The organism is Lachnoanaerobaculum sp. OBRC5-5 (genome assembly GCF_000296385.1).
Taxonomy (GTDB): Bacteria; Bacillota; Clostridia; order Lachnospirales; family Lachnospiraceae; genus Lachnoanaerobaculum.
The window spans coordinates 1,570,235-1,585,065 of sequence record NZ_JH815185.1 but is presented as its reverse complement, the minus strand read 5'-3'; the positions used below and the strand labels follow the sequence as shown (position 1 = coordinate 1,585,065).

Genomic DNA, 14,831 nt, shown 5'->3' with positions numbered 1-14,831 from the left:
ATGTACTGTATAATTGGAGCAAATGGATTTTTAGGATCATATATCCTAAAATCCATTTTGAATAAAACACAGGAAAGAGTCGTAGCTTGTTGCCGAGATATTTCTTTAGTAGGAGATACACTAAAGGATGAAAGAATCACATGGAAGAATTTAGATATTTGTGATTTTGATGCTGTAAACAGTTTTTGTAATGAGTATAAAAATGAAGATAAAAAGATTGTATATCTTGCAGCATATCATAATCCGGACTTAGTTGAAAAAAATCCTAGAATAGCTTGGAATACTAATATTACCGCATTATCTTTCTTCCTTAATGCAATGGAAAATGTCAGTGTATTTTATTATCCGTCATCTGACAGTGTTTACGGGAACAGTATAGATGGAAAAGTATTTAAAGAAGATGATAAAACAAATCCTGTAAATACATATGGAAAACAAAAAGCTTTGGCAGAAAAAATAGTAAATACATATGGATACCAAGTAGTACGTTATCCCTTTTTGATAGGAACAAGTCTTTTGTCAGCAAAGAAACATTTTTACGATTATATTGTGGAGAATTTGAGATCAGGAGACGGAATGGATATGTTTAGTGATTCATATCGCTCAACTATTTCATTTAGACAGGCTGCAGATTATCTTGTGGATTTGATTGAAATGGGAGATAAACATCCGGTAGTTAATATTTCGTCTGATAAGGCCTTGTCAAAGTATGATGTTGGTATAATAATTGCCGGTAAACTTGGTGTAGATAAGAACTTGGTTAGAGCCATAAAGGTAGAGGACTCGGAAGGAATTTTTGTGGCAAAGAGGGCAAGTTCGACAATAATGGATAATAAGTTATTGAAATCTATATTTAAATTGAATGAAGTAAGCTTGGAAATTTAGGAGGAATTGTGGAAACAAAAGAATTTAAAAATGTCTCAATCATTCTTCCGACATTGAATGAATCTTTTTCATTCAATCAAACAGTTGATATTATATTGGAAGAATGTGAACATAAGGATATTAAAGAGTTTATTGCAGTAGTTTGTGATCGTACGCTACCTGAGAGTATAGAAGCTATAAAGAAATCTCAAAGGGTTTGTGAAGAAGTTGGGGTACCACTTCACATTCTATATCAGAAGAGACCGTTTGCAGGAGGCGCAGTTGCCGACGGATTTATGAAAGCCACGGGAAGCCATATACTTATGATGGCTCCTGATTTGGAAACGGATCCTCATAATGTAAAAGATTTTATTTTAATGGGTAAAAGATATCCAAATGATATGGTTACGGCATCAAGGTGGTTACATAAGGGCAGCTTTGCAGGGTATAGTAAAGTAAAGCTTGTTTTAAATTTTTTCTTTCAAAAGATGTTTGCTGTTTTCTATGGTGTAAAACTTACAGATATTACATTTGGTTACAGGCTTGCTCCGACTAAACTTATGCAGAGAATAAAATGGGAGGAGTTAAAGCATCCTTTCTTTCTTGAGACAGCATTAAAGCCTATACGATTAAAGGTTAAGATACATGAGATTCCTTCAAATTGGGCAGCAAGACAAGAAGGTGAATCACAAAATTCACTTCTTCAAACTTTTAAATATTTAAAGATTGCTTTCAAAGTGAAATTTGAAAAGAGAAGTGAGTTGATCAATGATTAGTAATCTTTGGAAAAAGTATAAAGAAATATTTTTTTATGGAATATTTGGTGTAGGAGCTACAGTTATTAATATAGCTTCATATCAAGTGTTTGCGAAGATATGTGGGATTCCTTATTTAGTCGCAAATGTGTTAGCATGGATTTTGGCATTTATTTTTGCATTCATTACAAATAAATTATTTGTATTTGAGAGTAAAAGTTGGGGTAGGTCGGTAGCTATGAAGGAGTTTTTGGGTTTTTTGTCGGCAAGACTTGCTACAGGAATCCTGGATACGGCTTTGATGTGGGTTTTTGTAAGTGTTATAAGGATAGATGATACCTTATCAAAGGTTATTATTAATATTCTGGTAATTGTTATAAATTATATTGCAAGTAAGTTTTTTATTTTCAAAAGAGAATAGTAAAATAGGTGTAATTTGTATAAGAAAATACCTTTTTACTTTTTAGAAAGTGTAGATATGTTAATAAATATTTTAGAACCTGATTTTACATTTAATGACGATAGAGGAACTTTAGTTCAACTTGTACATGAAGGATATAAACAAATGAATGTGGTGACATCAAAAAAAGGTGTATTTAGAGGAGGTCACTATCATAAAATGAACAGGGAAGTTTTTTACATTATATCCGGACATTTTAAGTTTACAGCTGAAAAAGACGGTGTGGTAGAAGAATATGATTTTAAGGCTGGAGATATGTTTGAGGTGCTTCCATATGTTGTACATAGTTTTGATTATTTGGAAGATACAACACTTGTCGCCATGTATGATAAAGGGGTAGAATTGGCTGATGGAGGAATGGATAGCTATATCCTATAGTAAAAATGAAGTCTAAATATTATGCATTAAATGGTATAAAAGGTATTCTTGCTATTGCTATAGCATGTATATATCATATTGCTACAATTGATTTCCCATATACACTTACTCGTCCATTTGGTGAGGTGAGTTGGATTGAATGGGTTTACAGTAATGGGGGGAGTTTTGTAGAGTTTTTCTTGGTATTGTCCGGTTTTACATCATGTTTGGTATATACAGCAAGAATAGATGATGGAGAAAATTTTTCTACTTTCATAAAAAAGAGATTTTTTAGATTATTTCCATTAATTTTGTTTAGCTTAATTACTTCACTGATATTGGATGGTATTTTTTTTGCACGATTTAATCATCCATTTTTCAAAGATGGAAGTACAAATACTTTTGTATCGTTTACATTAGCAATATTTGGTATGAGTGCAATAGACAATGGAATACAGAGCTGGAATTTTCCCGCTTGGTCAATAACTGTTTTTTTAATTTGTTGGGTTATATTTTATTTTGTTGTTTTTTCAACTAAGCACAATAAGGATTTAAGAGTATGGTTGATGACATTGATTGTATTTATAGGACTTTTTATACAATTCACACCATCAAATACTGCGATGTTTTTGTTTAATAGGGACATGTCGAGAGGATATATATCTTTTTTTAGTGGTGCAATTTTATGCCATATATATCAGATATTTAAAGATAGAGATAAGAATATACTCGCATTAGCTTTTGTCATTTACCTTATATTGATCTATATTTTATCTTTAGCACATGTACAAATTGGGAATTTAACAGTATTTACAGGAATGTTTTTATGGCCAATTTTAACATTTTTTGTACTGCATTTAGAAATCTTAAATAAATTCTTTTTATTAAAACCATTACAATTTTTAGGAGATATTTCATTTCATATATATCTTATGAATTATACTATCGAGATAATATTTTATTTATTATTGGATGGACTAGGACTTATTCGTGGAATGAAATCTATACCATTTTATATATCATACATATTAATTCATATTATTGTTGCGTATTTAGTAATGAGAGTTTTAAACATTGTAGAAAAGAATATTAAGCTTAGACTAAAAAGTAAAACATAATTCTACTATGTCAAAAATATTATAATATTAGAGAGAGTATGCTATGAAAGAAAGTATTATTAGAATATTAGAAGAGTTGTTGGAAAGGTATCCTGAACTGAAAGAACAAAGAGATAATATACTTGCTGTATATAAAGTTTTGGAAGAATCTTATGTCAATGGAGGTCAGCTTTTGGTAGCCGGAAACGGTGGAAGCGCAGCTGATTCTGAACATATAGTAGGTGAGCTGATGAAAGCTTTTATAAAGCCTAGAAAGTTACAAGATGATTTACAAAATAAGTTGAAAACTGTGGATGAAAAGCTCGGTACTGTTTTAGCTGATAATCTGCAGGGGGCGTTGCCTTCAATTGCGGTAACAGGACATGTGGGGCTTTCAACCGCATATTTAAATGACTGTAATCCTCTACTTTCATTTGCACAGCAGGTCAACGGATTCGGAAGAGAGGGAGATGTATTTCTTGGTATATCCACTTCAGGAAATTCAGAGAATATACTTTATGCATTGGTTACAGCCAAAGCAAAGGGTATGAAAACTATAGGACTTTCAGGCAGAGACGGCGGAAAGATGAAGGAATTTTGTGATGAGATTATCATTGTTCCGGAGAAGGAAACGTTCAAGATTCAGGAGCTACATTTACCTGTATATCATGCTTTATGCTTGATGCTTGAAGAAAGATTTTTTTAGAATGAGATATGGCGCTACATTCAAATGTGGGCGCCTTTTTTAGTGTATTGACACAGATATATTTAGGTATTAATATTAGTACATAAATATGTACAGATTTTTCAAAGGAGTGTTTGTTATGATAGCATTGAAAACAACAGATATTAGAAACAACTTTAAGAAAATCAGTAATCTTGTATGCACAGGTGAAAGAGTTTTGATTTCACGTCCAAGTAATAAGAACATTGTCATATTGAGTGAGAGCGAATATAATAAGCTTGAAAAAGCGGAAAAGAATAATGAGTATCTGGCAAAGATAGCTGAATCAATAAAACAGCTTGAAGAGGGGAAAATTGTTGTTAAAACAATAGATGAGTTAGAGGATATGGCTGAATGAAAATAACTTTTACAGAAAATGCAGATTGATAAACGTGGAGATCAAAATGAAAGTTGTATTATTAGCAGGCGGACTTGGAACAAGAATTTCTGAGGAAAGCCATTTGAAACCGAAGCCAATGATTGAGATTGGCAGTCAGCCGATTTTATGGCATATTATGAAGTATTATTCAACATTTGGAATTAATGAATTTGTTATTTTGGCAGGGTATAAGCAGAACAAGATAAAAGAGTATTTTGCAAATTATTTTGTATACAATTCTGATGTTACATTTGATATGAAGCATAACAATATGGAAGTACACAGAAGAAATGCGGAGGACTGGAAAGTTACAGTGCTTGATACAGGTCTTAATACTATGACAGGTGGGAGAATTTTGAGAGCAAAAGAGCATTTGAAAGATGAACCTTTTATGCTCACATATGGTGACGGAGTTGCAGATGTGGATATAGACGCACTTTTAAAGTTCCATAAAAGCCATGGAAAGACTGCAACAATAACTACGGTAAGCCTGGCGCAGCAAAAGGGTGTACTGCAAAAGGAAGAATCGGGTCTCATTACATCTTTCAGAGAAAAGAGCGAAGATGATTCTGCAATTATAAACGGCGGCTTTATGGTGTTGAATCCGAATATATTTGATTATATCACAGAGGGTGACGCTACTATATTTGAGCAAAAGCCTATGCTACAGCTTGCTAAGGATGGCGAACTTATGGGATTTGAGCATGACGGTTTTTGGCAGTGTATGGATACACAAAGAGAAAAAGAAAAATTGGAAAATCTTTGGGCAAGCGGAAAGGCCCCATGGATGAGGTGGACTGAATAAATGAATTTTGAAGAGTTAAAAGAGTTTTATGGCGGTAAAAAAGTACTTCTTACAGGGCATACAGGTTTTAAAGGTTCCTGGCTTTCTAAGATACTTATAATGTGTGGTGCCAAACTTACAGGTTACGCGCTTGATCCACCTACAGATACAAATATTTTTGATATTTTAGGTTTGGAAACAGAGATGAACTCCGTTATCGGAGATATAAGAGACCTTGAACATCTGAAAAAGGTTTTTGATGAGGTAGAGCCGGAATATGTAATCCATATGGCGGCACAGCCTATAGTTAGAGATTCCTATGAAAGACCTGTATACACCTATGAAACCAATGTAATGGGTACTGTAAATATAATGGAATGTGTAAGACTCTCTAAAAGTGTAAAGAGTTTCTTAAATGTTACAACAGATAAGGTATATGATAATAAAGAGCAGGATAAGGGATATGTCGAAACCGACTTCCTTGACGGTTATGATCCGTATTCCAATTCAAAGTCTTGTTCAGAACTTGTTACACATAGTTACAAGAAGAGTTTTTTAAATGCTTTACCTGTATCTACAACAAGAGCCGGAAATGTAATAGGTGGAGGAGATTTTGCAAAGGACAGAATAGTTCCTGACTGTGTAAGAGCTGCAATATTAAAAAATCCCGTTATAATAAGAAATCCGAATTCCATAAGACCTTTTCAGCATGTACTGGAGCCTCTCTTTATATACCTTGATATAGTTATGAGACAGGCACAGGACAGAGAGAGGTTTGAAGGTTACTTTAATGTAGGCCCTGATGACAGTGATTGTGTAAATGCACAGACTTTGGTAGAGAGCTTTAAAAGAGCCTGGGGAGAAGGGTTTGATTTCAAAATTCAATCAGACGGCGGTCCTCATGAGGCAGGTTTTTTAAAACTCAACTGCGATAAGTTAAAGGCGGTATATGGATGGAAGCCGAGACTGGATGTACATGGAGCCATTGATTTAAGTGTGGAATGGTATAAAGCATGGAACAATGGTGAAGATATGAATTACATTACAGAAAGTCAGATAAGATCCTACTTAAAGTAGGATATAGTTTGGAGGAAAGATGTTCGAAAATAAGACACAGGAAGATGCTCGTAAAGAGATATTGGAGTTGGTTAAGGAGTATCATGACAAATTCCACAATATAAAAAAAGAATTTAAAGAAGGAGACAGAATAACTTACGCTTCAAGAGTGTACGACTCCGAGGAGATGGTAAATCTTGTAGATGCCTCTTTGGAGTTTTGGCTTACAGCCGGAAGATATTTTGATGAGTTTGAGAAGGAATTCGGAAAGCAGTTCGGTACAAAATACGTATCACTTGTAAATTCGGGTTCAAGTGCAAACCTTCTTGCATTTATGACATTAACTTCACCACTTTTAGGTGAAAGACAGGTCAAAAGAGGTGATGAGGTCATTACTGTAGCATGCGGATTCCCAACAACAGTTACACCTATTATACAATACGGTGCGGTACCTGTTTTTGTTGATGTTACAATACCACAGTATAATATAGATGTTACTAAGCTTGAAGAAGCTTTGTCACCAAAAACAAAAGCTGTAATGGTGGCACATACTTTAGGAAATCCTTTCGACCTTGAGTCTGTTGTGGCTTTTTGCAAGAAACATAATCTTTGGCTTATTGAGGATAACTGTGATGCACTTGGAAGCACATATGTTATAGATGGTGAGAAGAAGTTTACAGGTACCATCGGAGATATAGGAACATCAAGTTTCTATCCTCCACATCATATGACTATGGGAGAGGGTGGAGCTGTATATACTTCGAATCCGCTTTTAAGTAAGATAATGAAATCCATAAGAGACTGGGGAAGAGATTGTGTATGCCATTCAGGACAGGATAATATGTGTGGACACAGATTTGACCGTCAATATGGTGAGTTGCCTTTAGGTTACGATCATAAGTATGTTTACTCACATTTTGGATACAATTTAAAGCCTACAGATCTTCAGGCGGCAGTCGGAGTGGCACAGTTAAAGAAATTCCCCGGCTTTGCTCAAAGAAGAAGAGAAAATTACAAGAGATTATATGAGGCACTAAAGCCGGTAGAAGATAAGATTATACTTCCGGTTCCTGTAAAGAACGGAGATCCAAGTTGGTTCGGTTTCCTTATTACATGTAAAGAGGGTGTTGAGAGAGCAAAGCTTGTAAATAAGCTTGAGTCAAACGGCATCCAGACAAGAATGCTCTTTGCGGGAAATATCACAAAGCATCCATGTTTCGATCAGATGAGAGAGACTAAAGAAGGATACAGAATTGTCGGAGAACTTACAAATACAGATCGTATTATGAATGATACATTCTGGGTAGGTGTATATCCGGGAATGACGGATGAAAAAATTGACTTCATGGCAAAGATGATTATAGAAGGTGTAAAATAAAAATCGGCTGAAATATCATAAATTATACATGGTATTTCAGCTTTTTTGTTTAAGTGAAAGTTTATCAACACCATTCCCATATTTGCTATGCAACCTTAGATATGATATAATAATGGAAAATGTCGCAGAAAGTTTTGTGTTGGGAGAAAGTATGCTAAACGAAGAGAAAATAAAGCAGATGACGGAATTAGCATTATTAAAAAAGAGGAAGGGCGAGCAGATGTTTGAGATAGATAATTATTTCAAAGAGGATTATGTGGGTAAACAAATGCTTAAGTCCTTTTTTGTTTATACCTTTTGCTTTCTTCTTATAATTGTTTTGGCCGTTCTTTACAATTTGGAAGAGTTGATGTCCAGTGTAACTACAGTCGGAGTGTTTTCGGTAGTTTACATTGTTATATATATATTGGGATTGATTGCATTTGAGCTTATTACATATAGATTTTTTTCAAAAAAATACGATGAGGCGCAAAGGAGCCTTAAAGTCTACAATGACAGATTGAACTATTTTGAAAAAAAATTCGAAAACAAAGATAAGACACCAAATATCGGAGGTTAGAATGCTACAGCTATATGTATTTAGAAACAGCCTGAAAGGTTTCTATGCAAAATATCATTCCATAATAGATAAGGGAATTAAATATATAATATTATTTACAGCTATGATGCTTATAAGTATAAATCTGGGTTATCAGAATAAAGTCTCTGTGATACAGGTTCCTATTGTATTATCTGTAATAGGTGCTTTTCTGCCTTATATGGCGGGCGTATTAATAGTGGCGGCTTTTTTAATGATAAATCTGTTTACGGCATCCTTTGAGCTGGCATTACTGGTAGGTATAATACTGATACTTACATTATTTTTGTACTATGGATTCGGTAAGAGAGACAGTGTTCTTTTGATTCTTGTACCGATACTCTTTGCCGTGAAGATACCGTATGTTATACCTCTTGTGGTAGGACTTATGGGAAGTGCGGTAAGCATTGTTCCTATTACAGCCGGAATACTTATATACTTTACATGTATGTTTGCGAGGCAGAACATAGGTGTTTTGACAAATACACAGTCCGTAGATATTACACAAAGATATTCACAGGCAATAAACGGTATATTTTCAAATAAAACTATGCTTTTATTTATAATAGTATTTGCTCTTACCACTTTTATAGTGTATATGGTGCATAAGCAGAATATGGATTATGCATGGCAGATAGCCATTGCTGCCGGTGCTATTACAATTTTGATCGGTATATTTGCCGGAGATTTTATTTTTGATATATCCACTCCTCTTTTGGACTTTATAATAGGACTTGCAATATCTGTGATTATTGCATATGTGTATAATTTCTTTGTTTTCTCGGTAGATTACAGCAGGTCCGAATATGCCCAGTTTGAGGATGATGATTATTATTATTTTGTAAAGGCTGTTCCGAAGATTACGATTACAGCCGCAGACAAGAAGGTACAATCGTTCAGTACAAAGGGAAAGAAAAAGAATAACAAAAATAATGGGGGTAGTGAATGAACATAATCACGAGGCTGATGCGTGATGGGCTTTCATATTTTCCACATATAGATGTACTCAATATAATTGAAATTCTGATTATTGCATATATTGTATATGAAATAATGACATGGATTACAAAGACCAGGGCATGGACCTTGTTAAAGGGTTTGCTTATTATATTGGGATTTACAATTATTGCATATATATTACACTTTGATGTTATATTGTGGATTCTGGGAAGGATTGCAACCATTGCGGTAACTGCGCTTATTATAATTTTTGCGCCTGAGCTCAGAAAGGCTCTTGAGCAGCTGGGAAATAAAAATTTAATGAAGATTTTTGCTTTTGACAATAAAGCAATTACAGACGATGTAGGCGAGAGTACGATAGAAGAGCTTGTTAATGCGGCTTTTACAATGTCAAAACCGAAAACGGGAGCTTTGATTGTTATAGAGAGAAAAGATAGTCTTGTAAATATAGAAAAGACCGGAATTTTGATAAACGGTATTGTATCAAGTCAATTGCTTATAAATATCTTTGAACATAACACCCCTCTTCATGACGGTGCGGTGCTTATAAGAGGAAATACAATTGTGTCGGCAACCTGTTATCTGCCTCTTTCTGAGAATATGAGAATCAGTAAGGATCTTGGAACCAGGCATAGAGCCGCTATCGGTATAAGTGAGGTTTCGGATTCCATTACCATAGTAGTATCTGAGGAGACCGGAAGGGTTTCTGTGGCACTTGGCGGAAATTTGATAAAGGTAAATGACAGTGAGGAACTGAGAAAGGAGCTTTCCGTTTTACTTGAGAATACAGCGGAGGAGAAGAAGAGCTCTTTATGGTCAAAGTTGTTGAAAGGAAGAGGTAATGAAAAAGACAAATAATCTTGTTTTGAAAATCAGCTCTTTGGCTATAGCATTTTTTGTATGGATAGTTGTAATAAATATTTCAAATCCGGTTGTTACAAGATCTCAGACGGTTAATCTTGAGGTTTTAAATGCCAATGTTATTACCGATGCAGGTAAGACTTATTCTTTAATGGGAGGAAATACGGTAACTGTAAGTTATGAAGTACGTTCAAGAGATGAGAGCAAGATTTCGGCGTCAGATTTTAAGGCTTCAATAGATCTTGGAGATATGTATGACATAACGGGTGCTGTACCGATATCTGTTGAAGTGTTGAACAATAAAAATCTGATTTCAGGTGCGGTTACTTCAAAGCCGAGTATTGTCAGAATAAGTATTGAGGATTTGCAAAGAAAAGAATTTACTATGACTACCAAGATTACCGGTACTCCGTCGGACGGTTATTCTGTGGGTGAGGTAAGGCTTGATAAGAATACGGTGGCGGTCACAGGTCCGGTATCAGTTATCGGACAAATAAGTAAAGTCGGCGTGGAGATTGATGTTGACGGAATGGACGGTAATGTAACCGGAAAAGCCGAGCTGAAGTATTTTGATGCCAACGGTAATGCTTTTATAATATCCGACAGTAGAGTAACCAAGAGCTTTGATACGGTAAATTACAGTATCGTAATGTTAAACGGAAGAACTTTGGCATTAAACTTTGAAGTAGGTGGAGAAGCGGCCGAGGGTTATATATTTACAGGTGCTGAGAGCAGTACAAAATCCATACAGGTACGTGGACAGCCCGAAGTACTTGAAGGACTTGACGCTGTAACGATACCTGCAACGGCGCTCAGTGTCGAGGGAGCGACAAGTGATGTGATTGTAGATGTCGATGTGAAAAATTTCCTTCCGGAAAATGTATCGGCAATGGGTGATACGAATATCAAGGTGACATTGAAAGTAGAGGCGCTTGATAAGAAGTCTGTGACTTTGACAATAGGTGATTTGGAGATAAAGGGATCAAGAACCGGAGTTTCCACAAATATCATTCCTGAGAGGATAACTGTTGTGGTTTCAGGCCTTAGCGCAAATCTTGAGGCCGTATCAAATTCAGATATTAAGGCTACTCTTGATGTAAGTAAGATGACGGCAGGAGCCAATAACGGAACCCTTACATTTGAATTGCCTACAGGTTTGAGTGTGGATTCATATACTCCTTTTGAGGTTATGATAGGAAGTCCCGCAAATGAAAGAAATGAAACGACAACTACAGTAGAACAGAGCAGCAGTGAAGAGAGCAGTCCCGCTGCTGAAAACTAAGGGAGGTTTTTTAGGATGGTTTCAGAAGAACTTAAGGTGATAAACCCAAGTGGCTTGCATTTAAGACCGGCAGGCAATTTATGCAAGGAAGCATTGAAATATGATTCTAAAATATATATTATATTTAAGGATGCTACAGCAAATGCCAAGAGTGTTCTGAGTGTGCTTGCGGCATGTGTAAAATGTGGTGATACCATTAAGATAACATGTGACGGCAGGGATGAGAATGAGGCTTTGGAAGCTTTAAAGAATTTGATAAATTCAGGTTTTGGTGAGTTAAAGTAAGTAGAGGTTTATAATGAAAATTTATGGCGTAGGAGCTGCCGAGGGTATCGGTATCGGAGCTGCAAAAGTAGTCAGAGAACAAAATGTGGAAGTTGTAAAGAAAAGTATTCCGGATAGTGAAGCTGAAGTGAATAACTTCATGAGAATTCTGGATATCACTAAGGCTGAGACCGAAGAGATGTCGCAGGCTTTGGAAAAGAATGCTTCGGCGAAGGAAGCGGAGATTTTGTTCGGACATATTATGCTTATGTCCGATCCTATGCTTGTAGATGAGATAGTTAACCGTATAAAAGTTGAGAGTGTTTGTGCGGAGTATGCGATAGAAGAGGTATGTAATCAATATGCCGCCGTATTTGCTTCAATGGATGACGAACTTATGCAGCAAAGAGCTACCGATATGCTTGATATTAAAACAAGACTTATAAAGAAGATACTCGGTATAGAAAATACCGATCTTTCAAAACTTCCTTATGGCAGTATTCTGGTTGCAAAGGATTTGACACCTTCCATGACGGCAGGACTTAATCCCGAGAATGTGCTCGGAATAGTTACACAGTTTGGCGGAAAGACCTCACATTCGGCTATTCTTGCAAGAGCACTTGAAATACCTGCAGTAGTGGGACTTTCAAATCTTCCTGAGGATATAAGTGACGACACGGATATACTTCTTGACGGTGAGAGCGGAGAGGTCATTATACTGCCGACAGATGCACAAAAAACCGAGTATGAGGATAAAAAGAAAAAGTATGATGCAAACAAGGAACTGTTAAAGAAATACAGAGAATTGCCAAGTATTTCTAAGGACGGTAAGAAGGTGGAAATAGCCGGAAATATCGGAAGCCCTGAGGATGCCAAAAAGGTAATTGAAAACGGCGGCGAAGGTATCGGACTTTTCAGAACCGAGTTCTTATTTATGGACAGAGACTGTATGCCTACTGAAGAAGAGCAGTTTGAAAGCTATAAGGAAGTAGCTGTGGCCATGGAAGGAAAGCCTGTTATTATCAGAACTCTTGATATAGGCGGTGATAAGGAAATCCCTTATATGGGAATAGTACAGGATGAGAATCCTTTCCTCGGATATCGTGCCATAAGACTCTGCCTTGACAGAAAAGATGATATTTATATACCGCAGCTTAGAGCATTGCTTCGTGCAAGTGCTTACGGAAATATCAAGATAATGTTGCCGCTGATTACATCCATGGATGAAATCAGAGAAGCTAAGGCGCTTATAAATGATATAAAGAAAGAACTTGATGAAAAGAATATTGCATATAATAAGAATATAGAAGTCGGTATCATGGTTGAGACCGCAGCTGCATCATTACTTGCCGATATATTCGCAAAAGAGGTGGATTTCTTCAGTATAGGTACCAATGATCTTATTCAATATACAATGTCCGTAGACAGAGGAAATGTAAAGATTGCAGGTCTGTATTCACCATTTTCACCTGCAGTACTCAGAAGTATCAACAGAATTATTACAGAAGGTAAAAAGGCCGGAATAATGGTCGGAATGTGCGGTGAGGCTGCGGCGGATCCTTTGCTTATTCCTGCACTTTTAGCATGGGGAATGGATGAATTTTCAATGTCGGCTTCGAGTATACTGAAGTCCAGACAGATAATTTCCGGGTGTGACAGCAAGGACTTGAAAGCTAAGGTGGATAAGGTGCTTGAGATGTCAACAGAGAGTGAGATTAAAGAGTACTTAAAGAAATTGACAGAGGAGCTTGGATGTTAATATACACTGTTTGCAGTTTATTAGCGTATGTATTATCCCGGATGGAGCGTTATGCCCTGTCCGGGTTTGTTCTAATTTTGGCGGCATTGTATCTGTATATTAAGGAATACAGATACTCAAAATCATTGGTAAATCTTAGAGGTGTTTTTGCACTGGCGTTTATCGGCGGTGAGGGTCTTGCAGCTATGAAGCTTTCATACCTTGCAAAACCATGGGGAGATACTACATGGATCTGCTTTTGTCTGGCCTTCGGATGTTTTTATATTGTATTTGAAATATTGAAGGCGATTAAGGGTAATCCTTATTCAAACGGAGAGAGAGTGCTTGAAAGAAGCAATGAGGATATGATGTATGCATGTATCATTATACTTGCGCTCACATCTTTGACAGCTTTTAATATAGAGGCCATTGTACTGGACTTTATTCCTCTTTTTGAAAAAGGTGTTCCTCATGCATACTCTTATTTTCATATTTCAGGCGTACATTACTTTACAGTAAGCTGTATTTTGGTGCCGGCTTTCAGTATTGTCTACTTAAATGAAGAGAGCAGGCTTGGGATTATAAAGGTAATATTTTTGGTTTTAGCAAATATTATTGCTATGGCGATACCGATACTTTGTGTATCAAGATTTCAGTTTATGTTTGCTGTGCTTCTTGCCTTTGTAACCTTACTTATATTAAAGAGGGAAAGGATAAGACCTGTATATTTTGTGAGCGTTATAGTATTTATCGTTCCGGTATATTTATTGCTTTCTGTGGCAAGAAGCCATAATGTGGAGTATCTTAACGGTATATTTGAAATGAAATATAATCTGCCTATATTTATAAATCAGCCATATATTTATATTGCAAATAATTATGACAATTTGGATACTTTGATAAAGGAATTGCCGAAACACAGCTTCGGATTAAAGGGACTTTTTCCTCTTTGGGCTCTTACGGGAATTAAGTTTATATATCCGAAGATAGTGGACTTCCCTATTTTTGTAAATAAAACTGAACTTACAACAGTGACACTATTTTATGATGCCTTTTATGACTTCGGAATAGCAGGTGTTGCCGTATTTTCCGCGGCACTTGGCTGCATCGGTTATTTCTTTGAGAAATTTATTAGAAGTACAAGACATGTAACATTCTATATTATATATGCACAAGTATTTATTTATCTCGCGCTTTCATTTTTTACCACATGGTTTTCAAATCCTGCCACATGGTTTTATTTTATAGTGACAATGTCGATATTTTTCATATGTGAGCAGAAAGGCAGGTAGCTT

17 protein-coding genes are annotated in these 14,831 nt (G+C 35.9%); all 17 read left to right on the top strand.

Annotated features, from left to right (window positions below):
- The 17 genes from HMPREF1135_RS07565 to HMPREF1135_RS07485 all read left to right on the top strand — a co-directional run bounded on the left by HMPREF1135_RS07565 (position 1) and on the right by HMPREF1135_RS07485 (position 14,828).
- On the top strand, positions 1–885 hold the full coding sequence (locus HMPREF1135_RS07565) for a sugar nucleotide-binding protein (RefSeq protein ID WP_007593788.1): 885 nt from the start codon (positions 1–3) through the stop codon (positions 883–885).
- 8 nt (positions 886–893) lie between these two features.
- Entirely contained in the window at positions 894–1,640 is a 747-nt protein-coding gene (locus HMPREF1135_RS07560; protein ID WP_007593786.1) for a glycosyltransferase family 2 protein, read from the top strand.
- Positions 1,633–2,040, top strand: coding sequence for a GtrA family protein (locus HMPREF1135_RS07555; RefSeq protein ID WP_007593784.1), 408 nt, complete (start codon positions 1,633–1,635; stop codon positions 2,038–2,040). Before HMPREF1135_RS07560 ends, HMPREF1135_RS07555 begins: the two co-directional genes overlap by 8 nt.
- A 57-nt stretch (positions 2,041–2,097) precedes the next feature.
- Positions 2,098–2,457 carry a cupin domain-containing protein gene (locus HMPREF1135_RS07550; RefSeq protein WP_034243419.1) on the top strand — a complete coding sequence of 120 codons (360 nt, stop codon included), beginning with the start codon at positions 2,098–2,100 and terminating at the stop codon, positions 2,455–2,457.
- A gap of 5 nt (positions 2,458–2,462) precedes the next feature.
- Positions 2,463–3,554 carry an acyltransferase family protein gene (locus HMPREF1135_RS07545; protein ID WP_007593781.1) on the top strand — a complete coding sequence of 364 codons (1,092 nt, stop codon included), beginning with the start codon at positions 2,463–2,465 and terminating at the stop codon, positions 3,552–3,554.
- A 43-nt stretch (positions 3,555–3,597) separates the two neighbouring features.
- A complete protein-coding gene (locus HMPREF1135_RS07540; protein WP_007593779.1) occupies positions 3,598–4,239 on the top strand; it encodes a D-sedoheptulose-7-phosphate isomerase in 642 nt (213 codons plus the stop codon).
- 118 nt (positions 4,240–4,357) lie between these two features.
- Positions 4,358–4,615: a type II toxin-antitoxin system Phd/YefM family antitoxin gene (locus tag HMPREF1135_RS07535; RefSeq protein ID WP_007593777.1), complete on the top strand. Its 258-nt coding sequence runs from the start codon at positions 4,358–4,360 to the stop codon at positions 4,613–4,615.
- 46 nt (positions 4,616–4,661) lie between these two features.
- Entirely contained in the window at positions 4,662–5,441 is a 780-nt protein-coding gene (gene rfbF, locus HMPREF1135_RS07530) for a glucose-1-phosphate cytidylyltransferase (protein WP_007593775.1), read from the top strand.
- Positions 5,442–6,497 carry a CDP-glucose 4,6-dehydratase gene (gene rfbG, locus HMPREF1135_RS07525; RefSeq protein WP_007593773.1) on the top strand — a complete coding sequence of 352 codons (1,056 nt, stop codon included), beginning with the start codon at positions 5,442–5,444 and terminating at the stop codon, positions 6,495–6,497.
- A 19-nt stretch (positions 6,498–6,516) separates the two neighbouring features.
- Positions 6,517–7,854, top strand: a complete 1,338-nt coding sequence (gene rfbH / locus HMPREF1135_RS07520; RefSeq protein ID WP_007593771.1) for a lipopolysaccharide biosynthesis protein RfbH — start codon at positions 6,517–6,519, stop codon at positions 7,852–7,854.
- A 151-nt stretch (positions 7,855–8,005) separates the two neighbouring features.
- Positions 8,006–8,413 carry a hypothetical protein gene (locus HMPREF1135_RS07515; protein ID WP_007593770.1) on the top strand — a complete coding sequence of 136 codons (408 nt, stop codon included), beginning with the start codon at positions 8,006–8,008 and terminating at the stop codon, positions 8,411–8,413.
- Position 8,414: 1 nt separating this feature from the next.
- On the top strand, positions 8,415–9,380 hold the full coding sequence (locus HMPREF1135_RS07510) for a hypothetical protein (protein WP_007593769.1): 966 nt from the start codon (positions 8,415–8,417) through the stop codon (positions 9,378–9,380).
- The gene (gene cdaA, locus HMPREF1135_RS07505) at positions 9,377–10,249 is read left to right on the top strand and encodes a diadenylate cyclase CdaA (protein WP_007593768.1); all 873 of its coding nucleotides are present in this window, start codon (positions 9,377–9,379) and stop codon (positions 10,247–10,249) included. The genes HMPREF1135_RS07510 and cdaA overlap by 4 nt, the downstream gene beginning before the upstream one ends.
- The gene (locus HMPREF1135_RS07500) at positions 10,233–11,534 is read left to right on the top strand and encodes a CdaR family protein (RefSeq protein WP_007593767.1); all 1,302 of its coding nucleotides are present in this window, start codon (positions 10,233–10,235) and stop codon (positions 11,532–11,534) included. The genes cdaA and HMPREF1135_RS07500 overlap by 17 nt, the downstream gene beginning before the upstream one ends.
- 15 nt (positions 11,535–11,549) lie before the next feature.
- On the top strand, positions 11,550–11,819 hold the full coding sequence (locus HMPREF1135_RS07495) for an HPr family phosphocarrier protein (protein WP_007593766.1): 270 nt from the start codon (positions 11,550–11,552) through the stop codon (positions 11,817–11,819).
- A 13-nt stretch (positions 11,820–11,832) separates the two neighbouring features.
- Positions 11,833–13,557: a phosphoenolpyruvate--protein phosphotransferase gene (gene ptsP / locus HMPREF1135_RS07490; RefSeq protein ID WP_007593765.1), complete on the top strand. Its 1,725-nt coding sequence runs from the start codon at positions 11,833–11,835 to the stop codon at positions 13,555–13,557.
- Positions 13,551–14,828: an O-antigen polymerase gene (locus HMPREF1135_RS07485; protein WP_007593764.1), complete on the top strand. Its 1,278-nt coding sequence runs from the start codon at positions 13,551–13,553 to the stop codon at positions 14,826–14,828. Before ptsP ends, HMPREF1135_RS07485 begins: the two co-directional genes overlap by 7 nt.
- The last annotated feature ends 3 nt before the right edge of the window (positions 14,829–14,831 follow it).

Excerpts from the sequence above, each read along its gene's own strand:
- HMPREF1135_RS07500 (WP_007593767.1), top strand. The coding sequence starts at position 10,233 with ATGAAAAAGACAAATAATCTTGTTTTGAAAATCAGCTCTTTGGCTATA.
- rfbF (WP_007593775.1), top strand. The coding sequence starts at position 4,662 with ATGAAAGTTGTATTATTAGCAGGCGGACTTGGAACAAGAATTTCTGAG.
- ptsP (WP_007593765.1), top strand. The coding sequence starts at position 11,833 with ATGAAAATTTATGGCGTAGGAGCTGCCGAGGGTATCGGTATCGGAGCT.
- HMPREF1135_RS07485 (WP_007593764.1), top strand. The coding sequence starts at position 13,551 with ATGTTAATATACACTGTTTGCAGTTTATTAGCGTATGTATTATCCCGG.
- HMPREF1135_RS07495 (WP_007593766.1), top strand. The coding sequence starts at position 11,550 with ATGGTTTCAGAAGAACTTAAGGTGATAAACCCAAGTGGCTTGCATTTA.
- HMPREF1135_RS07555 (WP_007593784.1), top strand. The coding sequence starts at position 1,633 with ATGATTAGTAATCTTTGGAAAAAGTATAAAGAAATATTTTTTTATGGA.
- HMPREF1135_RS07550 (WP_034243419.1), top strand. The coding sequence starts at position 2,098 with ATGTTAATAAATATTTTAGAACCTGATTTTACATTTAATGACGATAGA.
- HMPREF1135_RS07565 (WP_007593788.1), top strand. The coding sequence starts at position 1 with ATGTACTGTATAATTGGAGCAAATGGATTTTTAGGATCATATATCCTA.
- HMPREF1135_RS07515 (WP_007593770.1), top strand. The coding sequence starts at position 8,006 with ATGCTAAACGAAGAGAAAATAAAGCAGATGACGGAATTAGCATTATTA.
- cdaA (WP_007593768.1), top strand. The coding sequence starts at position 9,377 with ATGAACATAATCACGAGGCTGATGCGTGATGGGCTTTCATATTTTCCA.
- rfbH (WP_007593771.1), top strand. The coding sequence starts at position 6,517 with ATGTTCGAAAATAAGACACAGGAAGATGCTCGTAAAGAGATATTGGAG.
- rfbG (WP_007593773.1), top strand. The coding sequence starts at position 5,442 with ATGAATTTTGAAGAGTTAAAAGAGTTTTATGGCGGTAAAAAAGTACTT.
- HMPREF1135_RS07540 (WP_007593779.1), top strand. The coding sequence starts at position 3,598 with ATGAAAGAAAGTATTATTAGAATATTAGAAGAGTTGTTGGAAAGGTAT.
- HMPREF1135_RS07510 (WP_007593769.1), top strand. The coding sequence starts at position 8,415 with ATGCTACAGCTATATGTATTTAGAAACAGCCTGAAAGGTTTCTATGCA.
- HMPREF1135_RS07535 (WP_007593777.1), top strand. The coding sequence starts at position 4,358 with ATGATAGCATTGAAAACAACAGATATTAGAAACAACTTTAAGAAAATC.
- HMPREF1135_RS07545 (WP_007593781.1), top strand. The coding sequence starts at position 2,463 with ATGAAGTCTAAATATTATGCATTAAATGGTATAAAAGGTATTCTTGCT.